Raw genomic sequence first — 20826 nt, forward strand, 5'->3', positions numbered from 1 at the left:
TTTATATCTCATTTTGTTTCATACTTATAAGCTATTCCTGCTTCTTATTTAATGAGCTGCATGGTATATCATATGGTCCAAGACCTTAACAAAATCTCGTTCCACACCTGAAGTATCATTACCTGTACTACCAATGCCTGTTAGCATTGTTTCTTTCCAGTCATTCCTTGCCATATACCTAAAACCTATCAAATACTGGGCTTTCGTTTTGTTCTCTTCCTCTTTTGGCAAATAGTAGTTTCTCCTTCTCAACCACCTCTGATTGAAGAACTAGACGAGGATGAACAACGCTGAACTCCTTTTCACACTAGCCTTAATATCCTCTGGCGTGGCAGGATTACCGTTTTCCGTAGTCCACACAAAAGAACAACCGCTCAATAAAAATGTATAAATACATACAACAACTAATAATAACATCTAATAAATAGCTTCATAGATACACCTCTCCCCGAGCTACTCGCCGCTCACAGCCTGTTGTATTTTCCTATCAATAAGAGCAACTAACTTTCGTTCAATGTGCTCTGCATTTTCATCTGAGTAACCAATGCCACTCATCAAGGTATCACGCCATTCTTCTTTATCGCCCCCGATTCTAAACTTTTCTATATACAGGGCTTTACGCTTATCCGTTTCACCATTTGGCAAATAGTAAAAACCAATCTTACGACCATGCACACTACTTACGAGTACGCCATCCCCATTAGGTTTATATAGATCATACATCTGACGTAACAGAGCCAGTGCGTTAGCGCCCGTTGATGTTTGATTAAGAAATATCATATCATCCGCCTCAAACAAAGGTACTGTGCTTGTACCCTCTTGTCGCATGATCTGAGATTTAAATAATGTTTCGCTCTCCTCAGGAGTGGCTATGTGAAAGCCATACGTTGCAGCAAGGCCAGCTATGTTTCCGTTCATATGATTTAAATACGCCTCTGCATATCTCATATTAGCTGTTGTAACCCGTTGTCCACCAGGAATAGGCAACTGAGGTACCTCCACAGAAGCACGCGCAGAAAAGACAAAGCCATTATTTTCATCGAAAAAAGTATACTCATTGCGTTTATAAGGCTTTGTCGTAATAACCTTAGAGGACTGCAATACAAGACGAGGATGATACGCCTCGAAGTGTTCTTCTACCATTGATTTTATATCATCTGCCGTATAAGGATCTCCATCAAACAGCGTCAATCGAGAAGAAGTACAACCACCTAGTACAACACTACACACACATACTATAATCAACAACACGGACTTAACAAATAAAGACATACAAAACTCTCCTCTCTCCGTTCATCTCATTTGTAGCAAATAGTCCTATCAACTATACCGATATAAACAACAATCACTCAATCATCACATCTAGTTGATTCATGCGAAAATCTTCTATCACATCCATAAAGGCCTTATTATGTATCGGATTTTCCATCATCCCAAATAGGTGGCTCGTGCAATAGCAGTCTGAGGAGCCGAATTTTGGCACCTCCCACTCAGCAATAGCACCCACCGCATCAGCCAAAGCACATTCGACACTCACTTCTATATCCGGATCTGGCATGCTTGGCATGGATGGATATGGTTCGTGAGTAAGGCTCCAGCTTTCAAGGGGTAGTCCGCTCGTACGAATGGGCACGCCGGCAATCATTTCGCAATGGCCGCGGAAGTAATCGAGGTGCCAATGCATTTTCTTACGTTTTCGTTTATGGCGCTCAATACGTTTCGTAAGGTTTGCCTTGGCGGAGCCGACATACATGTAATAACCTACATTAAAATGCATCATGCCCTTAGATCCGATTTCGAGATCTAGTTCATGGTCAAGGTGCATCACCATGATGTATACGCCGCTATCGTGCGCTTCGCTGTCGAGAACATAGCTCGGATAGGTACATTCGCGTGTCACGGTAGGCATTGTGAAAGTCTCATCCCACGCTACAGCAACAGCTTTCCAGTCGAGGAATGGGGCCACTTCTTTAAAGGTCGTGGCAAATTCTAAATCCGTATGATAATCTGGCAAGAACCATTTGGCTTGGTCCCATTGTACAAGGAATAGTACACCTGTGTGGTAGCCTTCGTTTTGAAGTTCCCGCAAGTGTAATAGATGCTTACGCCCACGTTCTGTAATGGCATCGGGGAACATGGCACCGGTCTTGGAGAATAGTGTACAAGACTTAACCTCTAATAAGAACTCATCGCCCTTATCATTGGTGAGGAGTAAATCAAAACGAGATGATGTGCCATGTAGTTTGACCGTGTATTCTCGTCGAACTACGCGCCATTCCTCCCATCCTGGAATGAGTTTGTTTTCAATCAAATGCTCTGCTACATCATTACTATAGTTCGTATCGAGCATGATAACAACGCCATCACGTTCAATGCCTACGACGCGGTATTTCGTCTTCGCATCAGGCTTATCATGAGGCACAATGTACATCGTTACACCAGTGAATAATAGCTCCCACATGCGACCAGGGTTCGGTAAATGAGCGAGTACGCTTTCACCATTAAGTTCCAAGGTCACCACAAAGCGATTGGGACGCCCTGTATAAGTGGCTTTCAAAATTGTATCGTATAGAACCTTCATAGCTCCTCCTGCGTTCAGAATATTCTATGTCTATTATACAACAAAACGGGCCACTCCGAAGAGCGGCCCGCTGGGAGGATCATATAACAGGTTCCGATGCTGTCATATGAACAGGGATAAGATATTCGTCGCATAACTGCGATATGTTGTTTTATTGCAAATCTTTACTTTGCGTAGTGACTTCACTGGCAGATGTAAAGCTAGCCAATGGAGCATCGCCAGAGCCTAAGATTACCTTATTAGCTACTAGCGCATTAGCTGCCGTTTTAGCTTGTTCCAAAGTAAGGCCAGTGCGAGGTCCACTAATTGTGATTGATGCGCTTTTACCATTGACCGTAGCAAATTTAAGATATACCACACGTTTATCAGCCATATTGGGCACTCCTTTCTAATTCATATACATAGGGATGGGAATGAAATCGCGATAGGTTCATAGGGTTTGGATTACTATAAACCCTCACGCAGCCATTACAAACTAAGAATTAACTTAGCAGAGATTAATGACCAAGGGATACTTCGTTGACGCGTACCACGTCAGCAATGGTGTTCTCATAGAGACCAGCCAATGCGGTGCCGACAATCTTAACGGCATCATCAGTAGCTTCTTCAGCTACGCGTGTGAAAGTGACGTCTTTATATTTCGGTTTTTCTTCCGTACCGATATTAAAACGTAACACTAACTTTGTGCGTTTGAGTTCAGCCATCTGATCACCTCCTTTCACCTATATACATTCCAAAAAGAGGCTCGTGACAAGCAAATTCGATGAAAAAAGAGGAAAAATAATTTTACCCATGAAAAAACGGCCCAAAATCAAGATTTTAGGCCGTACTTTTGTAAGTAGTTTCACGTGAAACACCAATACATATAAAGCTTTATTTATATCCCACCACATGAACGGGATCATTATTTTTAATTTGTGTAGCTTGAGACACATTATTTTATAGAAAAATATATTATACTAGATTCATACAGTAACGATGAGTATAGTTTCATCGTTGATAGAGACTCAATATAACACAATACATGTTAGTATTAGAGACTTTCACAATTATTTTCACAGTATACATATATGATAGAATATAAGTAGTTCATTACAATTTAGAGGGGATTACAATGGCTCAAATTGCAGGAAATTTACAACGAATTAAAAACGGTCAACGCCGTTATGCTATTACACCACGCATTCCAGCGGGTTTTATTCAACCAGATCAATTACAAAAATATATTGATGTGGCGAACAAATTTAACGCTGTTCTAAAATTAACAGGCAGCCAACGCATTATGATTACGAATTTGAAAGCTGAGGATGTAGACGCAGCTTGGGAAATGCTTGGCATGGAACCAGCGTACATGGTGTCCAACCGCGTGCGTAGCGTCAAGATTTGCCCTGGCACAACGTTCTGTAAGAGGGCTAAGCAAGACAGCGTTCATCTTGGCATGCAATTGGAACGCAAATATTTGTCCCAAGAGATGCCTAGCAAGATGAAAATTGGTGTGTCTGGCTGTCCTAATTCTTGTACTGAAAGCCGCATGAAGGACGTTGGCGTAATCGGTACGGTTGAAGGCTGGAACGTATACGCTGGCGGTAGCGGCGGTGCTCACCCACGCATTGGCGACCTTATTGCCGAAGTGGCGACTGAAAAAGAAGCACTCGCTTTGGTAGACCGCATCATCGAATATTACAAAGCAAACGCTCAAATTGAAAGAATGGGCGAATTCATTGAACGCATCGGTTTAGAGGCTTTCAAAGCAGCTGTATTAGGCGACCTTGAAGGGGCTCCTACAGAACCGAAAGCGGCGGAACCGGTTGTTAATTTACCAGGTCACGGCAATGATCCAGAGGTAGAAGCACCGCGCCTTGAACCAGGTCAACCAATCACACCAGATACAATCATCCGTGATATCGTAGATACGTACCCTGTTGTAGTACCAGTACTACAAAGCATCGGCATGGGTTGTCTCGGTTGCCCATCCTCCACGATGGAGCCTTTATGGCAAGCTGCTGAAATTCATGGCGTTAATGTATACGATTTACTAGATAAATTAGAAACTGCCCGCAAAGGCGCATAATTATAACCTATACTTAACTTATATATTTATATATTCGAGTATATTCGGACCTATGTAGACACATAGGTCCTTCCCCATTATCATAAAGACGATTTATAAAGGAGCTTACTATGTCCGCATTTTTAGGTCACATTCATTACTGGTTATACCGTAAAATTCAATTGCTCGTTGAGCGTGAAAATTTAATCCTTGAAAAAACAACTAAGGTGGTAGACGATCTTGCTGAAGAATTGCACTCCATCTCCGTAGATACGTATGGGGAACCAATCAACCCAAGCATTCCTTTAGAAAATATCATCGACCACAACAATATTCACGGCTGGCTTGCTAACCAAATCAATATAGCATCCGTTCGCGAAGCAGCTTTCATTAAAGATATGCTCGACACGAATGCTGATGACAATGCTATCCACGTTGTGACAGCCATCCTTGATGCCTTTGCAGTACAAGGCCAAGCGTGCGGTGTTGTAGCTCAAGATTCCCTTGAAGAACACACAGCACCTGCTATTTACAGTGCCCTTCAAAACTTCTATGTAAACGGCATGCCTTGCGACGGCGGCGACCAAATCGTTGAGGACAGTGCTGACCGCTTTACTTGGGTTGGCGACCATCGCTTACAAGCTGGCTACTGGCGCACAGCAGGCGTTGACCCTAAATTTATGGCACTAGCATACCAAACATGGTTTGAGGCCTTTGTGAAAGCTATCGATCCTGAATTCGAGCTTATCACCACAGAAGAAAATGGCACACGCTTATACACAATCGCTAAAAAATAAATACGTAAGATTTCGTTTTCTTAGCTAACTATAAACGGACGAAAATGAACGAAAAATTTTACGTTCGTTTTTACGCTCGTTTTTTGTCCGTTCCGATAAGTGTATCCTATGAATTACTACAGGCCTATACTAATTTGAAATTTCTTTCAAAACTGTAGCCATAGGCACAGCATTGATAAAAAATATCATTTATAATAAGACCATAAGTTAAATTCTTACTGACAGAAGTATTTTATATAGGAGGTGCAGCATTATGGCAGGCACAGTAAAACAAGAATTAGGTTTATTATTCCAAGGTCCTAACTACGTAATCGTAAAAAAAGGTGGCCAAGCTGGTGAAAAGGTAGAAAAACACAATCACCCTGAAGCGAATGTAATCTTCACTGTTGTAAAAGGTAAGGTTCAAGTGTTCCTAAACGAAACAGAAGAACATGTACTCGTACCAGGTGAAGTGCTTGAATTCAATGGCGATAACTACATTCAAGCAACACTCGTTGAAGATAGTGAGTTCATCGTAAACCTCGTTCATAAACCTGAATAAGATTATATGTATTAATTAACCCTCCTCTCAAATACATTTAATACTATATACAATCATTAAAAGAGCACCTATGCTGAATAGTAATCTTACAAACTAAATGTAAGAAAGCTTACAGCTCATAGGTGCTTTTTTTGATAGTATGTATTAATTATAATTGATGACCTTATTGCTATCTCAATACATTCTCATAATATATTTCTATAGAATATTTTGCTAATCCTTGCGGTTACATCTATAAAGAGATATACTAAAATTATTAAGAGAAAGAGGGATTTTATGACACGCGAAGATGTAGAAATGTATATTTATAAGCAATTTGATGACACCACTACCAATACACCATGGACGCAATTTCCACATTACAAGGTATTCCGCCATCAAGATAATCGTAAATGGTTCGCATTAGTCATGAATATTACAACGGATAAATTAGGCTCTACCAAGATCAAACCTATTGATGTACTAAACATCAAATGTGATCCTACCATGATTGGTTCCTTTCGCAAGGAACCAGGCATTTATGCAGCATATCACATGGATAAATCCAATTGGTTAACCATTTCTTTGGACGGCTCTGTTCCTACTGAAAGAATAAAAATGCTCCTGGATATGAGTCATCGGTTAACAAAATAATACTTATTACAACTAAATTATATACAAAAACGAGCGTAAAAATTTACGCTCGTTTTTATGTGCTTTCAGTTAGATTACTATTAGATTTTATAATGAATGAAATAGCTTTCACTTAGGCGCGTAAAGCTATAGCAGTTACTAATAAGATAGCAATATACACTATACCAATAAAAATAATATGGGCCGACGAAGTACCTAGCATTTTACGATATAGACCAAGCGAGCAAAGCATATAATACAAAGCAATGACCAAAAGAGCGATACCAATAAAATTTTCAAGCAAATAAGCCACATATCCAAAGTGCATGAGATTTAAAGCTATCATTAAGAGAGAATTTACTAACCCTAATATGGCCAATGGAAAATCAAAGGCTACTGCATACGAAACAGCTGTAAAAGTTTGTTTAAACGTAAGCTCACGATTAGAAACATTTTTTACATATAAATATGCTAATACAAGCCAAAAGCCTTTAAAAAACGCCCACATCAATATATAGCCAAATAATACTCCGATTACATAAGCTAAGGATACCGGTGTTAACAAAAACACGGCTATATTTTCTACAAAGGAAATGCCAAGCATAATACCAAACAAGCTTAACATCAACTTTAAACCTTGATTAAATGTGCCATTCTCAACAACATAGGGAATCCCCTTTGATCTAGGACTCCATATTAAATCCCAACATAACTGCATAAGAGACATCTATAAAACCTCCTCATCCTTTCTCGACAACACCAAAATCATACCATATCACTACCGGCAAAACAAATAAAGAACACCTTTTTCCTGCTCCTTAATCTAAAAAATAATATCTATCTCTGATAGAGGAAAACAGCCCCCTCTCGAAAAACGACTTCGGGCTCCGCGTAAGCGCAGTAGCGTGTCAGCTTTTCGAGAGGGGGCTGTTGGATTCTACCTCAAAGGATAGATATTATTATTTTAGACGTTTAATTACTTCGTCTGTAATGTTTTCAACGCTGCTATTTGCATCAGCTGCACGAATTGTGTAAGGATCGTCTAATACAACGTCCATTTTCTTTTCAACGCGAACTGCTTCGATAGCGTTATGAATGCTTTGCATCATAGGTTGAGCAATTTTGTTTACTTCATCATTTTCTTTTTGTAACAATGGAGCTACGGATTTATTGAATTCTGCTTCTGCTTGAGCTTGATCTTTAATTTTATCAATTTCTTGCATTTTCTTTTCGATTTGTGGACGGTACTGTGCATCTACTTGTTGCATTTTCATATCAAGTGCACCGTAACCAGGATAGCTATTTACAACTTGACTCATTTGTACCAAACCAATGTTAGCAGCGCTTGCCACAGCAGTGGTAGCGGAGATAGCACCTACGATAGCTAATGTTGTCAATTTTTTAGTCAATTTCATCTGAGATCCTCCTCAATAGTAAAGTTTCACTACACAAACGTGTAATGCACTATTTTTACTATATCAAATCTCCCCTGCTTTCACAAGTAAAAAACCTATGAAAATTAGAGATTATTTATAGCATCTAATATTTCAATTGTATACTATTAAATAATAATAAGGGCCCATGAATTCATCATGAACCCTTATCAATATTTTATTATCTATTATTGTTCGTCATTAAGATAGATATATTTATCGGATTTCAATTTAGACACGAGGTCAGGCACCAAGCCGATAAGGCGATCAAAGCTGCTGCTATAAGGATTGCCTTTAATATTGAATAATTCGATGCGGTCGCCTTTGATCACGAGCACTGCGCTTGGTTCCATTTTGGCACCGCCGCCACCGCCGCCACATTCGTGGTTTTTGTCAGCAGTATTATGATTTGTACCAGTACCGAAACCAAATGTTACGTCAACGAATGGAACCAATGTAGTATCGCCGATTTGTACAGCTTCACCAACAACAGTTTCCACTTTAATCATATTTTTGAACTTCTCAAAAAGGACTTCCAAATTTTCTTTTACATTACTGTTCTCCATCGTAGTACCTCCACTGATGACAACTATGCGTTAGCGGCTTGTTCCGCTTTCAATCGTTCTAATTCTTTATTTTCTTTGCGCTTAACCCTAAATACTTTAATGGCTTCTACAATGAGTGCACGCATCGGTTGTGAAAGTACAAACCGCGTTCCATGCCAAGCCAATACACCTAGGATTATACGCCCTTTAATATGGCCGCTGCCTTCTAAATGCCAATTCAAATAATCAATTTCAATATTCTCAGCCTGTTCAGGCCAGATACTGTACAACATCGAAGCAAGCATGCCACCCTTAAATGGATCACCGATGCCGATTCGCCCTTCTACGGCGATATCTCGCGGTTTAGAATGGTCATAACACCGCTTAGAAACAAGTAGTAATTGACGCCACAATTCAGTATTCGTCACATGTTTCATAAACCAAAAGGTTGGAATTTGAGATTTAAAACTAGCCACCGGATCATTTGGATCTGGCTTTTGAAAGCGAGCTTTCACGCTATCTTTTAAACCATCAATCTTCGTAAACACCTTCTCTTTTACAGTGCCATCACTATTGAAAGTGACCTTTTCCACCACTTCATCATCAGGTTTCATCGTCGGATTATCACGAATTGCATCATATTGTGCAGCTCGTGCTTCAGCACCTTTATTTTCATCGGTGGACTCATCTACGCGTTCAATGCGAACCTGCTTCTCTTGTGAAGCCGACGCTTGTCCTGCACTGCGAACAGAATCTAGGCTTTCACCAGAAGTGCCAACGGTTGTAGGCTCAGTCGGTTCCGTACCGCCTTGACCACCACCTTGCATGGCTTTCATCATCGCTTCCGCTTGGGCCGTCATCGGATCTTTGTCAATTTCGTCCATCACCTTTTGATATTCGTCATTAACCCGTTGTGCAATCCAATCGTCGTATTCTTTCACAGGGCCTATTTTCTGCATGCCTAATACATACAGTTGTTTAAAAAATGGTTTGCCCTGAAAATATGCGAGATGCAGTGACAACACGCGCCACAGCCATTTAACAGATAATTCTGCGCGGTACGGCGTCCTGCCGTTCCATTCGATACTATATGTGATTGGCGTTAGTAGGATAATCATGATCAGCGCTACGATGAGAAGCACTACGACGAGTGCCACTATAGCGACTATACTCAACCACATCACCTCCTTAGGTTATGGGATTTTGAAAGTATGCTCTAATTTTCAATGCCCTTGCGAGCCATTACACCTTGCATGTAGTAATGCTTAACTTCCTTCATTTCCGTTACAAGATCGGCCACATCAAGAAGTTCTTGCGGTGCCCCGCGCCCCGTAAACACCACTTCGGTTTCAGGATTACGAGCCTCTAATAGAGCCTCCGTTTTTTTCCAGTCAATGAGTTCAAAGAACAAAGCCATGTTGTATTCGTCGAGAACCACTAAATCATATTCGCCACTAGATACAGCCTCTAGCGCACGTTCATAGCCCTTTTCAATGAGAGCCACATAATCCTTAGGTGGATTTCCTGATTCAAATACAACCACCTCATCACCCCATTTGGCGAGCTCATCCTTGCTCTTCATGCCTTCCTTGATGATAAAAAACGGTTTACCTACAGTTTCTAATGTAATATTTTTGAGGGACGGTAAAATATTGTGTTCACTATACACTTTAGACTTCATGAACTGTAAAAATAAAACCTTTTTGCCAGCGCCTATAGCTCGTATAGCGAGACCGATTGCAGCCGTCGTTTTACCCTTGCCTTCGCCGGTATAAACTTGTACATAGGCCTTCATAGATATACCTCCGTTCATATACCATAATTGTACAATATTTATAGACGAAAAGGAATAGATATCCTTATTATGCAATATAATACATAAAAATCTGTTCCTTATTACAATTACATACATAAACATAAGGGATGAGGGACCCGAAAAAACTCCACCGGCCGGGTCTGACTCCGGCCTACGGCCTTCGCAGGGCCAAAGTCGTTTTTTCAGGCCCCTCATCCCTTTTAAATTAGTATACTAACTATATATGAGGAACAGATTTATTATCTCCTTTAATTTGCAAATAAGATATCTATTCCAATCCTATACAAGAATTGTATTAATTAAGGTGTATGAACGCTCTGCCAACCCAGCCATTTTAGTAATTAATATATAGCGTAGAAAGGGAGTGTCCTCCAAAAACGACTTCCCCAGTTGCTGTGGATTTTCCTTTGGAAAATCTTACGCATCTGGATTGGCGATGTGTGGCTCCCATGCGTCGCTACACTCCTCTGTTAGCTCACACCCTGCGTCGGGCTCCTTCTCTAAACTAAGTTATACCCTAGGTATTTTATGCCAATTAGTCAACTAAATTTAGATAGAAAAAAGATAGACCCCTCCGGAAAATGATTTCGGGCTCCGCGTAAGCGCAGTAGCTTCCCCACTCCCGCTAGTTTAGTAATTATTAATACGCTAAAAGAGATACCCCCTGTTCGAAGACGACTTCGGGCTCCGCGTAAGCGCAGTAGCGTGTCGGCTTTCGAACAGGGGGTATCCCGTCTTATAGCGTATTTAATTACTAATTGGCAAAAATACCATTGGATCAACTGCGGTCCCATTGATTCGCACTTCGTAATGGACGTGTGCGCCTGTACTTTTACCAGTACTACCCATAAGAGCAATCACTTGACCTTGTTTAACGCTCATACCAGGTGTAACGAGGACGGCGCTATTGTGGCCATAACGAGTCACAAATCCATTGCCATGATCGATTTCCACAAGGTTACCATAACCCCCATCGGTGTAGCCTGCAATTGTTACGGTCCCCGCTGCGGTAGCAACGATGGATGTGCCGTAATCATCGGCGATATCGATACCCTCGTGGAATGCACTGCTTGCGCCCGTTACAGGATCGATACGGCTACCATAAGGAGATGTAATAACACCCTTACTTGGCCAGATGCTTGGGGTTGTACTATTCGTATAACCACCGGAGCCAACGGTGTAGTTCAATTGTTGCAAAGCTGCAATGTCTTGGGCCCCACCATCACGCAAAATATTGCGCATCGTGTAGAAACTAACCAATAATTTTTGAGCATCCTTATCTAGTTTGGATAGTCTAGCTGAAAGCTGTGCCGCAGTTAGCGTGGGACTAGTCTCATCGCTAGCGGCTACTTGCTTTGGGTCAGAGCCATCGCCACCACCTTGAGATGGTGTGCCAGATTCAGCGCCCTTCAACATTTGCTTGTTTTCTTCACTAATTTGATTTAAGTTTTGGATTTTCTTGTCCAACACTTCTGTTTTTTGTTGTAACAATTTTAATTGTTCTGTTTGCAATTGTGTTTGTTGGCGCAATTGAACAATTTCTGCTTGTCGTGCAATGCCCCAAATAGTCAAAACAAGTGCTGCTACAAATAAGATAGTTCCCACGATTGCGGCTATCTTCGCTTGTTTATGGCTCAATGTAATGGTGGTATTCTCACCATTTTGAGACACTACAGAACTTAAAATACTTGGTACTTTCAAAATGTCTTCCTTACTTTTAATCTTTCCTCAATTCTTCATGCATGTGTGTTCAATACGAACACAACAAAGCAATTTGCCTATTGGGAATGGATAACGCTCGCTAACGCTTCCTCATTAGTACGTTCACCTAGCGCTTCATTTAAACTTTCCAGTTCCTCTTGTGAAAGATTAACAAGACTTTTACCTTTCACAATAGGTTTACTAAAAATACGAGAGTCGTTGCGGCCATAAATACTGGAAATGCAAACACCGTTGTTATTGCCATCAAGCAATGTGAGAGCAAAGGATAAATCGTTGCCAATATTATCGAAGGCATTGTATTTTTTAAAGCCAATTTTTTGCAATGTATTCCCTTGAATATTGCGAATTTGCGTTTGTTCTGCAATCATATCTTGCAAACCTTTTGCAGCCTCTCTAATTTCAGTGATTTCTACTGAAAGTTTACGTTCTAGGCTAACCCCATTTTCGCCTTGCATAAAGAAATTGAACTTCTTCGTTAAGCTTCCCAATCGGATGTGCAAAGTGATGCAATATACAAGCAAAATAGCAGATAGTACGCATCCTAATACGCCGATATAGGGTTGTATAGTTTCTAACATTCAAATCCCTTTCTATCTAATTCGTCCAAAAACGGACTAATAGCACGTTCTAGTATACCATGTAATGACGCAATAAGTACACCATAATTCACGATAGGCGTACCTTGAACAACGGCATAATCGATGCGTCGAAGCACTTCGCGCCGCGTCAACATACAAGCCCCACAATGGATAATAAGGTCATAACCACTTACATCCTTAGGGAATGCACCACAACTTGTAAATTCAAGGTGTAAATCCGTATGCCCCTTCTTTTTCAGCCACATAGGAATTTTAACGGTTCCAATATCATCGCACTGACGTCGATGCGTACAACCTTCACTAATGAGCACACGTGCGCCTGGTTTCAGATTATTCAAAGCATTTACACCCATTACCAAATCCTGTAATTTGCCTTTAAATCGAGCCATCAAAATGGAAAAGGATGTTAACGGAATATCTGCTGGTGTCAATGCGTTAACAGCCTCAAAGGCTTGCGAGTCTGTAATGACAAGTTTTGGTTTTTGTGAAATCTTACCTAACAGGGTTGGCAGTTCTTCTGTTTGACAGACCAAGGCTAGCCCTTTATGGTCTAGTATCTCTCGAATCGTTTGTACCTGTGGCAAAATCAAACGCCCTTTAGGTGCAGCAGAATCGATAGGACATACTAAAACAATAGTATCCCCTGGTTCTACTAAACCCTGCAACAGAGTTTGCTCCCCTTCTACATCTAGTGGCGTTAATCCACCCAATAAATCGAGTAACATCAGGCGATCTCGATTAGATGTAAAGTCAGTAGAACCTACTACAGTAGCAATAGATGTCAGTTCAGAATATGTATTAATATAACCTTGATGAGCATTGTTAGCTTTATTTGACGTACTTTCACTTACATAATTTTGATTGTTACTAGTACTTTCACTAGGAGAAGTATTAATTTCGTTGATAAACAGTGCGATGGGCACATTATTTTGCTTTAATTTATTAAGCCACATCATGTCATCAGCCGTAGGCGCTTGATCATTACGCAGTACGTAAACAGCCAGATTAATTTTTTTAATAATTTCTTCAGATTTTTCAATACGAAGAGCACCCAGCTCCGAAGTATCATCGATACCAGCCGTATCAGTAATAACCACAGGACCTAGAGGCAATATTTCCATAGATTTACTTACAGGATCAGTAGTTGTCCCTGCCACCTCAGATACGAGGGATACCGGTTGATCCGTAAGCATATTAATCAACGTAGACTTCCCTGCATTACACCGGCCAAAAAAGCCGATGTGCACGCGGTTAGCCTTTGGTGTTTGTTCCATTATACGCGAAACTCCATTGTTTCTTCTTCGCCTGTACTCTCTTGAGCGTCCATATAAGCGATGAGACGTTCTAATTCGGATTCAGAGCTAAAGGCAATCTCAATTTTACCTTGTACCTTCTTCCCTGCACGGAATTTGATAGATACAGGAGATCCTAAACTCAATTTCAAACGGTCAACTAAAGCACGAACCTCAGCTGTATTATGCGGTTCTTCTGTTTCTTTAGCTTTAGTCTTTTTCGACATCATCGCTTTCACAAGTTGTTCTGCTTGACGAGCGCTAAGTTCACCCTCTTTAATACGTTCTGCCGCTTCTACTTGTTGTGCTGCACTACGCAAAGCCAACAAAGGACGGGCTTGACCAACGGTCAAATCCCCTTCAATTAAATCCTTTTGCACAGATGCAGCCAATTTCAAAAGACGCATCATATTAGCGATATAAGAGCGACTACGGCCAAGACGAGCAGAAATCATTTCTTGTGTTTGCTTATACGTGTTCATCAAGCCTTGGTATGCCAATGCTTCTTCAATTGGATCGAGACCTTCACGTTGCAAATTCTCTACTAATGCAACCTCTGTCATTTCCTCTGTATTGTAATTTTTTACTACTACAGGAACAGTTTCTAGCCCTACCGTCAAAGCTGCACGATAGCGACGTTCACCGGCTACGATTTGGTATTTATCCTTTTGTTTACGCACGACGATTGGTTGGAAAATGCCAAGGTTTTTAATGGATTCAGCTAGTGTAGCCAAACTTTGTTCATCAAAATTTTTACGTGGTTGATCTTCATTAGGCATCAATTCCCCTATTGGCAATTCATGGATTTCACGATCAGGCAAGGCCGTCTCAATGGATGGCTCTCCCATCATTGCCATTAATGTTTTTCTTTCCTTTTTCTGTTTCATCGCCATAATAATCCCCAATCTATTAGTACTTTCACACACCGTCATATATAAAATGCAGCACAAACTAATATACAGTTTGTGCTTACATTACATCATTATATTTATTATTATCTAAATTACATTTATTTAGTTTTCTTAGAAGCCTTGACGACCTCTTTAGCTAATTTAGTATACACGTCAGCACCTTTTGATTTTGGATCATACACAATGATCGGTTCACCATAGCTAGGTGCTTCACTAAGACGTACATTACGAGGAATCACCGTTTTATACACCTTAGTCCCAAAGAAGGCTTTTACTTCATCGGAAACTTGTATAGATAGATTTGTGCGTCCATCAAACATTGTAAGTAATACACCTTCAATTTCAAGATTCTTATTTGATGTTTGCTGTACGATTGTAATCGTTTTAACAAGTTGACTAACGCCTTCTAATGCATAAAATTCGGTTTGAATAGGAATCAATACGCTATCTGCCGCTGTGAAAGCATTCAATGTTAGCAATCCAAGGGATGGCGGACAATCTATGATAACAAAATCATAGTCATCACGTACAGAAACAAGGGCTTTTTTCAAAATTGTTTCACGTGAAACAACCCCTACTAATTCAACCTCAGCACCGGCTAATTGAATTGTTGCAGGCGCTACAAATAACTTTTTAAGCATTGTAGTTTGAATGACATTAATAATATCCTCGCCATTTATCAGTACATCGTGAATACATAACTCTAAATCATCTTTTTCAATGCCCAAACCGGAACTAGCATTACCTTGCGGATCTAAATCAATCAACAACACCTTTTTGCCTGCATCAGCTAAACAAGCACTGAGATTAACAGATGTTGTAGTCTTTCCTACACCGCCTTTTTGATTAGTAATCGCTATTACTTTGCCCACAATATTCACCTCGACTTTACGTTTAAAAATATTTCATTTCATTATAACATAGGGTACATAAAAGAAATAGAACTTTATAGACTTTACAAAGTAATTTTTCATGAATCTATGTAAACTTATCTGAAATGTTTCACGTGAAACATTTCAAATTTATATACAAGAATAACTCATTAAAAGAAATTCCAAAACTTAAATTCTATAGAGTTTTTTGCAAACACAGTATTACGTGTTCCTTATGCAATTACGTGTTATATAACTTTTATCTATGGACGCACCTCAATAAATTATATGAAGCTATAACCTTTACAGTACATAAGGATATATTTATACTTATAAAAGATAGTATTTTATCGATTTAACAGCTCTAAAGCTATTTTATATACCATTATAAAGGAGGCGTTTCACATGCCCATATATAACGGAATGCTTCCGGTAATAAACAAGGACGAAGTAAAGCGATATGCTGGACTTCGACATGCAGAGGATTTTCCTCAAAAATTTGTTGATGAAGCTTGTAAAGAAATCCAATTACTAGCAACACCAAAAGGTGTGTATCAAGAATATGAATACGACGCTGAGACTAAAACAATTCTTAGCAATCCACCATTTAAGATTGAAGGTTCTGTAATAGAAAAACATTTAGAAAAATCTACAAAGGTATATGTATTAGGCGTTACCGTAGGTGAAGATGTAGAAGTGCGGAGCGAACAACTGTTTAAAGCAGGTAATTATACAGTAGGATTACTACTTGATGCAGCTGCTACAACAGCTGTCGAGCAAGTGGCAGACCAAGTTAATGAAGTAATCAATACAATAGCAAAAAAACAAGGCTACAAACCTACATGGCGCTTTAGCCCAGGTTATGGAAATTGGCCTTTAGAAGTCCAAAAAGATTTAGCTAAAATTATTAAGACCGAACAAATCGGCCTACAAGTTACAGATAATTTCTTATTATTTCCAAGAAAATCTGTAACAGCCATTATCGGCTTAATGCCAGCTAACGAAGACATAAAAACTAAAAGAGGTTGTACATCCTGTTCACAAAAAGACTGTGCATCGAGAAAACTTCCAGAAAAAGCAAGTACACAAAACACAAACGATCAAGTACCTTGCGAAAAAAGCACAGCAGATGCGTCTAGCATCACAATGAAAGGACAACCAACAAACTAAATGTTTCACGTGAAACATTTCCTTGTACCCATGTGCAGGCAAAAATGTTTCACGTGAAACAATTCATTTATAACATTAATAATTATAAATCTAATGTAGGTCACCAAGGTTCTGAGCCCGACTTTGCTAGGTCGAGGCCCTCGGCCGAAGACCGTTAAGGCGGTGGAGGGCGAACGTCCTTGGGGACCGAAGCAGATTGCAATATATAAAGGATGATTCACATGTACATTTTTGACGGCGCTATGGGTACAATGCTCCAAGCCGCAGGCCTTGAAGAAGGTTATTGCCCAGAATTATTTAACGTAGAAAGACCAGAAGTAGTAAAAAATATCCACGCTCAATATTTACAACATGGTAGTGATGTGATTACTACAAATACATTCGGTGCTTGTAGCCTTAAATTAGAAGATTACAATTTACAAGATCGTGTAAAAGAAATAAATATAGCAGCTGTAAAGGTTGCCAAAGAAGCAATTGCAGAGGTTAAACCATCTGCCCGCGTAGCCGGTTCTATGGGCCCTACAGGACGATTTTTGCAACCTTTAGGCAATATGAGTTTCGATGATATTTACGATACGTACAAAGAGCAAGCAGATGCTTTAATCGAAGGTGGTGTAGATTTTATCATCATTGAAACGATTATCGACGTACAAGAAATGCGTGCCGCATTATTGGCATCCTTAGATGCACGTAATGAAGCAGGGAAAACTAAAGAAGACGTACAAATTATTTGTCAATTTTCTTTCAGTGAAGATGGACGTACTATTACAGGCACGCCACCTGCAGTAGCAGCTACCATCGTAGAAGCCATTGGTGCAGATATCATCGGTATCAATTGTTCTCTTGGACCTGAGCAAATCACACCGCTTATTGAGGAAATTGCAAGTGTGACGAATTTACCAATCAGCTGTCAACCGAACGCAGGTATGCCACAACTCATCAACAAACAAACTGTATTCCCATTAACGGCTGAAGAGATGGGGCCAATGATGCTTGCTATCGTTGATGCAGGTGCAAGTTATGTAGGTGGTTGCTGTGGTACAACACCAGCTCATATTCAATCTATTTCCAATGCTGTAAAAGCACACATACCAAAAGAGCGTGCTTATATTGAGCCTAAAACAATCATTACAAGCCGTACAAAACTTCTTGAGTTAGGTCATAATGTAAAGCCATTAATTATTGGTGAACGTATCAACCCAACAGGTCGAAAAGTATTAGCTCAAGAGTTACGCGATGGTTCTTTCATCCGTGTAAAACGCGACGCATTAGATCAAGTAGAGGCTGGTGCAGATATTCTCGACGTAAATATGGGCGTTGCTGGCATGGACCAAACACCTTTGATGGAAAAAGCGATTTTTGAGCTATCCATGCTTGTTGAAACGCCTTTATCCATCGACACACTAGACCCCGCAGCTATGGAAGTGGCCCTTAAAAACTATCCAGGTCGCGCCCTTATTAACTCCGTAAACGGAGAAGAGGAGTCCATCACACATGTTATGCCTTTGGCTAAACGCTACGGTGCTGCATTACTTTGTTTGCCACTTTCCAGCGGAGATTTACCAGAAAAAGCAGAGGACCGTGTCGCTTTAGCTGAAAGCATCGTAAATCGCGCTTATAACTATGGTTTACAACCTCATGACCTTTTACTTGATCCATTGGTATTAACACTTGCTAGTGGGGAAGATAGTGCACGACAAACTCTAAAAACATTGCGTTTATATAAAGAAAAATTTGGTTTTCCAACGGTTATGGGCCTATCCAATATTTCTTTTGGTATGCCACAACGTCCATACTTAAACGGTCAGTTCTTAACAATGGCACTCGCATCAGGCTTAACTACGCCAATTATGAACCCACTTAACTACGCCGCTAAAAAAGCATTCGTATCAAGCTCCACACTTCTTGGCTGGGATCCAGGCTCTGCCGAATTCATTAAAGAATACGGCTACGAAGACGAAACAACCGCCCCAGGAAATGCGGCACCAAAAGGTCCAGATAAAGCATCCTTTGACAGCAATGATCCGTTAGCCAATATTCGTGCTTGCGTAGAGCAAGGTGAAAAGGAAGCCATTGTTGAGCTTGTTAAAAAGGCTTTAGCAGACGGTATGGATCCATTAGATATTACGAAAAAAGGGCTTTCAGAGGCAATGAACGTAGTAGGGGACAAGTTTGGCTCTGGTAAATTATTCTTACCACAAGTTATGCTTGCTGCTGAAACAATGCAAGCTGCTTTCAACACCATCAAAGAAATTATTCCAGCTAGTGAAAGTCTAGACAAAGGAACTGTCATCGTAGCTACAGTTAAGGGCGATATTCACGATTTAGGTAAAAATATCGTAGCTGCATTGCTTGAAAACAATGGTTACAAAATCGTTGACCTTGGCAAGGACGTTGATCCAGAGGTTATCGTACAAGCCATTAAGGACAACAAGGCGGCCCTCGTAGGCATTTGTTCCTTGATGACCACTACAATGCCACAAATCGATAACACCATTGCTGCCATTCGTGCGGCAGGCCTAAAAACTAAGGTCATGGTCGGCGGCGCCGTAGTATCTCAAGACTACGCAGACCAAGCAGGTGCAGATATTTACGCCAAGGATGGCATTGCGGCCGTAAATCATGCAAACGATTTCTTTGACACTTTGAAATAATCGCTATTCTAGAAATATAATATATATAATATACATAATAATAATGATGGTGAAAGCCTCATAAAACGCTGATATAGTACATATAGGGCTTTCACCATACAAAGAATACATACGAGGTACATGATGACATTACGAGAGAAACACCAAAACGGTCAATTTACTATCACCGTTGAATTAGATCCACCAAAAAGTAGTTCTGCCCAAAAGGTTTTTGAGCAAGCGGCTCGCTTAAAAGGCAAGGTAGATGCCATTAATATCGCAGACAGCCCAATGTCTAAAATGCGTATGAGCCCAATTTCTTTGTCCTACTTATTACAACACAATAAAGATATCGAAACGATTTTCCACCTCACATGCCGTGATCGCAACATCATAGGCTTACAATCCGAACTGCTCGGTGCTGCAGCACTTGGTGTTAATAACATTTTGACACTAACAGGCGATAAGCCAGACCATGGGGACCACCCATTCGCACAATCCGTATTTGAAGTGGACTGCATGGGCTTACTCAATATTGCGAAAACATTAAATGCCGGTAAAGATTTAGCAGGCAACGATTTAGACGAACCGACAAACTTTTATATCGGTGCTACAGGTAACCCTGGGGCCCCTGATTTAGAAATTGAACGCCAAAAATTAGCTGCTAAGATCAAAAATGGTGCTCATTTCGTACAAACACAACCGATTTACGATTTAGAACAAGCTAAACGCTATATCGATACAATGTCCGAATTCAACGTGCCAATCATGCTCGGTTTGATTCCTCTTAAAAGCTTTAAAATGGCTACATACCTTCACGAGAAAGTACCTGGAATCAGCCTTACTCAAGACATCCTAGATCGCGTAGAAAAAGGCGGTAAAGAAGCAGGTACAGAAATCGCCATCGAAACACTGGAACAAATCAAGAAAATCGCAGCTGGCGTACATATCATGCCGCTCAATGATATAGATACGACTTTGCATATTATTGATCACGTGTAAATCTTAAATAACAGCAAAAGTGCTCCCAACAGCCTCCCAAAAATGACACGCTATCGCGCTAAAGCGGGACCCGAAGTCATTTTTAGGAGGCTATTGGGAGCTTCTTTATTCTATAATTAAGCAAAAACGTGATCAATAATATGCAAATCTTAAAAGGGGGCTGTAACAGAATGCGGTTTTACCGCATTCTAGTTGCAGTCCCTTTAAAATATAAGAAATACCAAGAAAATTAGATTTGTAAAATCCTATG

General features: G+C 40.3%; 22 protein-coding genes. 7 read left to right on the top strand and 15 right to left on the bottom strand.

The features are described 5' to 3' along the window. Nucleotides 1-48 precede the first annotated feature (48 nt). The 5 genes from VEI_RS10570 to VEI_RS08950 all read right to left on the bottom strand — a co-directional run bounded on the left by VEI_RS10570 (nt 49) and on the right by VEI_RS08950 (nt 3285). The gene (locus VEI_RS10570) at nt 49-174 is read right to left on the bottom strand and encodes a hypothetical protein (RefSeq protein ID WP_256359137.1); all 126 of its coding nucleotides are present in this window, start codon (nt 172-174) and stop codon (nt 49-51) included. Nucleotides 175-453: 279 nt separating this feature from the next. After that, a complete protein-coding gene (locus tag VEI_RS08935; RefSeq protein WP_059364458.1) occupies nt 454-1272 on the bottom strand; it encodes a hypothetical protein in 819 nt (272 codons plus the stop codon). A 73-nt stretch (nt 1273-1345) separates the two neighbouring features. Further along, nucleotides 1346-2581 carry a DNA/RNA nuclease SfsA gene (sfsA, locus tag VEI_RS08940; protein WP_059364460.1) on the bottom strand — a complete coding sequence of 412 codons (1236 nt, stop codon included), beginning with the start codon at nt 2579-2581 and terminating at the stop codon, nt 1346-1348. Between the two features lie 151 nt (nt 2582-2732). Then, a complete protein-coding gene (locus tag VEI_RS08945; RefSeq protein ID WP_059364463.1) occupies nt 2733-2954 on the bottom strand; it encodes a DUF2922 domain-containing protein in 222 nt (73 codons plus the stop codon). A gap of 124 nt (nt 2955-3078) precedes the next feature. Beyond that, nucleotides 3079-3285, bottom strand: coding sequence for a DUF1659 domain-containing protein (locus VEI_RS08950; protein WP_059364466.1), 207 nt, complete (start codon nt 3283-3285; stop codon nt 3079-3081). Nucleotides 3286-3695: 410 nt separating this feature from the next. Here VEI_RS08950 and VEI_RS08955 point away from each other — a divergent pair, with 410 nt between their 5' ends. The 4 genes from VEI_RS08955 to VEI_RS08970 all read left to right on the top strand — a co-directional run bounded on the left by VEI_RS08955 (nt 3696) and on the right by VEI_RS08970 (nt 6602). After that, nucleotides 3696-4652: a DUF1858 domain-containing protein gene (locus VEI_RS08955; protein ID WP_059364469.1), complete on the top strand. Its 957-nt coding sequence runs from the start codon at nt 3696-3698 to the stop codon at nt 4650-4652. Nucleotides 4653-4762: 110 nt separating this feature from the next. Beyond that, complete coding sequence (locus VEI_RS08960; protein ID WP_059364472.1) at nt 4763-5428, top strand: hypothetical protein; 666 nt, start codon at nt 4763-4765, stop codon at nt 5426-5428. A 253-nt stretch (nt 5429-5681) separates the two neighbouring features. After that, nucleotides 5682-5969, top strand: coding sequence for a cupin domain-containing protein (locus tag VEI_RS08965; RefSeq protein WP_059364474.1), 288 nt, complete (start codon nt 5682-5684; stop codon nt 5967-5969). A gap of 276 nt (nt 5970-6245) precedes the next feature. Then, nucleotides 6246-6602: an MmcQ/YjbR family DNA-binding protein gene (locus VEI_RS08970; protein ID WP_059364476.1), complete on the top strand. Its 357-nt coding sequence runs from the start codon at nt 6246-6248 to the stop codon at nt 6600-6602. A 112-nt stretch (nt 6603-6714) separates the two neighbouring features. Here the strand turns inward: VEI_RS08970 and VEI_RS08975 are convergent, their stop codons facing one another. The 10 genes from VEI_RS08975 to VEI_RS09020 form a co-directional block, all read right to left on the bottom strand. Further along, the gene (locus tag VEI_RS08975) at nt 6715-7308 is read right to left on the bottom strand and encodes a hypothetical protein (RefSeq protein ID WP_059364478.1); all 594 of its coding nucleotides are present in this window, start codon (nt 7306-7308) and stop codon (nt 6715-6717) included. 232 nt (nt 7309-7540) lie between these two features. Further along, a complete protein-coding gene (locus tag VEI_RS08980; protein ID WP_059364480.1) occupies nt 7541-7996 on the bottom strand; it encodes an OmpH family outer membrane protein in 456 nt (151 codons plus the stop codon). 206 nt (nt 7997-8202) lie between these two features. After that, nucleotides 8203-8580 carry a GerW family sporulation protein gene (locus tag VEI_RS08985; protein ID WP_059364482.1) on the bottom strand — a complete coding sequence of 126 codons (378 nt, stop codon included), beginning with the start codon at nt 8578-8580 and terminating at the stop codon, nt 8203-8205. Nucleotides 8581-8603: 23 nt separating this feature from the next. Next, nucleotides 8604-9734, bottom strand: a complete 1131-nt coding sequence (locus VEI_RS08990; protein WP_059364484.1) for a hypothetical protein — start codon at nt 9732-9734, stop codon at nt 8604-8606. A gap of 41 nt (nt 9735-9775) precedes the next feature. Then, entirely contained in the window at nt 9776-10354 is a 579-nt protein-coding gene (locus VEI_RS08995; RefSeq protein ID WP_059364486.1) for a cob(I)yrinic acid a,c-diamide adenosyltransferase, read from the bottom strand. Nucleotides 10355-11122: 768 nt separating this feature from the next. Next, nucleotides 11123-12079 carry a M23 family metallopeptidase gene (locus VEI_RS09000; protein ID WP_059364488.1) on the bottom strand — a complete coding sequence of 319 codons (957 nt, stop codon included), beginning with the start codon at nt 12077-12079 and terminating at the stop codon, nt 11123-11125. A 74-nt stretch (nt 12080-12153) separates the two neighbouring features. Continuing rightward, nucleotides 12154-12675 (bottom strand): DUF4446 family protein, encoded by a 522-nt coding sequence (locus VEI_RS09005; RefSeq protein ID WP_059364490.1) that lies wholly within the window; start codon nt 12673-12675, stop codon nt 12154-12156. Further along, nucleotides 12669-13970 carry a [FeFe] hydrogenase H-cluster maturation GTPase HydF gene (gene hydF / locus VEI_RS09010; protein ID WP_059364491.1) on the bottom strand — a complete coding sequence of 434 codons (1302 nt, stop codon included), beginning with the start codon at nt 13968-13970 and terminating at the stop codon, nt 12669-12671. Before hydF ends, VEI_RS09005 begins: the two co-directional genes overlap by 7 nt. Further along, nucleotides 13970-14881, bottom strand: a complete 912-nt coding sequence (locus VEI_RS09015; protein ID WP_059364492.1) for a ParB/RepB/Spo0J family partition protein — start codon at nt 14879-14881, stop codon at nt 13970-13972. The genes hydF and VEI_RS09015 overlap by 1 nt, the downstream gene beginning before the upstream one ends. A 116-nt stretch (nt 14882-14997) precedes the next feature. Next, the gene (locus VEI_RS09020) at nt 14998-15771 is read right to left on the bottom strand and encodes a ParA family protein (RefSeq protein WP_059364493.1); all 774 of its coding nucleotides are present in this window, start codon (nt 15769-15771) and stop codon (nt 14998-15000) included. 405 nt (nt 15772-16176) lie between these two features. Here VEI_RS09020 and VEI_RS09025 point away from each other — a divergent pair, with 405 nt between their 5' ends. From VEI_RS09025 to VEI_RS09035, 3 genes are all read left to right on the top strand, one after another. Continuing rightward, complete coding sequence (locus VEI_RS09025) at nt 16177-16941, top strand: vitamin B12 dependent-methionine synthase activation domain-containing protein (RefSeq protein WP_059364495.1); 765 nt, start codon at nt 16177-16179, stop codon at nt 16939-16941. A gap of 221 nt (nt 16942-17162) precedes the next feature. Then, the gene (locus VEI_RS09030; RefSeq protein ID WP_059364497.1) at nt 17163-19595 is read left to right on the top strand and encodes a homocysteine S-methyltransferase family protein; all 2433 of its coding nucleotides are present in this window, start codon (nt 17163-17165) and stop codon (nt 19593-19595) included. A gap of 123 nt (nt 19596-19718) precedes the next feature. Beyond that, the gene (locus VEI_RS09035) at nt 19719-20576 is read left to right on the top strand and encodes a methylenetetrahydrofolate reductase (protein WP_082161474.1); all 858 of its coding nucleotides are present in this window, start codon (nt 19719-19721) and stop codon (nt 20574-20576) included. The last annotated feature ends 250 nt before the right edge of the window (nt 20577-20826 follow it).

The sequence above is a fragment of the Veillonella tobetsuensis genome (assembly GCF_001078375.1).
Taxonomy (GTDB): Bacteria; Bacillota; Negativicutes; order Veillonellales; family Veillonellaceae; genus Veillonella; species Veillonella tobetsuensis.

Coding starts and splice junctions, on each gene's coding strand:
- VEI_RS08945 (WP_059364463.1), bottom strand. CDS start 2,954: ATGGCTGATAAACGTGTGGTATATCTTAAATTTGCTACGGTCAATGGT.
- sfsA (WP_059364460.1), bottom strand. CDS start 2,581: ATGAAGGTTCTATACGATACAATTTTGAAAGCCACTTATACAGGGCGT.
- VEI_RS08980 (WP_059364480.1), bottom strand. CDS start 7,996: ATGAAATTGACTAAAAAATTGACAACATTAGCTATCGTAGGTGCTATC.
- VEI_RS10570 (WP_256359137.1), bottom strand. CDS start 174: ATGGCAAGGAATGACTGGAAAGAAACAATGCTAACAGGCATTGGTAGT.
- VEI_RS08970 (WP_059364476.1), top strand. CDS start 6,246: ATGACACGCGAAGATGTAGAAATGTATATTTATAAGCAATTTGATGAC.
- VEI_RS08975 (WP_059364478.1), bottom strand. CDS start 7,308: ATGTCTCTTATGCAGTTATGTTGGGATTTAATATGGAGTCCTAGATCA.
- VEI_RS08960 (WP_059364472.1), top strand. CDS start 4,763: ATGTCCGCATTTTTAGGTCACATTCATTACTGGTTATACCGTAAAATT.
- VEI_RS09025 (WP_059364495.1), top strand. CDS start 16,177: ATGCCCATATATAACGGAATGCTTCCGGTAATAAACAAGGACGAAGTA.
- VEI_RS08995 (WP_059364486.1), bottom strand. CDS start 10,354: ATGAAGGCCTATGTACAAGTTTATACCGGCGAAGGCAAGGGTAAAACG.
- VEI_RS08935 (WP_059364458.1), bottom strand. CDS start 1,272: ATGTCTTTATTTGTTAAGTCCGTGTTGTTGATTATAGTATGTGTGTGT.
- VEI_RS08965 (WP_059364474.1), top strand. CDS start 5,682: ATGGCAGGCACAGTAAAACAAGAATTAGGTTTATTATTCCAAGGTCCT.
- VEI_RS08950 (WP_059364466.1), bottom strand. CDS start 3,285: ATGGCTGAACTCAAACGCACAAAGTTAGTGTTACGTTTTAATATCGGT.
- VEI_RS09015 (WP_059364492.1), bottom strand. CDS start 14,881: ATGGCGATGAAACAGAAAAAGGAAAGAAAAACATTAATGGCAATGATG.
- VEI_RS09005 (WP_059364490.1), bottom strand. CDS start 12,675: ATGTTAGAAACTATACAACCCTATATCGGCGTATTAGGATGCGTACTA.
- VEI_RS08955 (WP_059364469.1), top strand. CDS start 3,696: ATGGCTCAAATTGCAGGAAATTTACAACGAATTAAAAACGGTCAACGC.
- VEI_RS08985 (WP_059364482.1), bottom strand. CDS start 8,580: ATGGAGAACAGTAATGTAAAAGAAAATTTGGAAGTCCTTTTTGAGAAG.
- hydF (WP_059364491.1), bottom strand. CDS start 13,970: ATGGAACAAACACCAAAGGCTAACCGCGTGCACATCGGCTTTTTTGGC.
- VEI_RS09030 (WP_059364497.1), top strand. CDS start 17,163: ATGTACATTTTTGACGGCGCTATGGGTACAATGCTCCAAGCCGCAGGC.
- VEI_RS09035 (WP_082161474.1), top strand. CDS start 19,719: ATGACATTACGAGAGAAACACCAAAACGGTCAATTTACTATCACCGTT.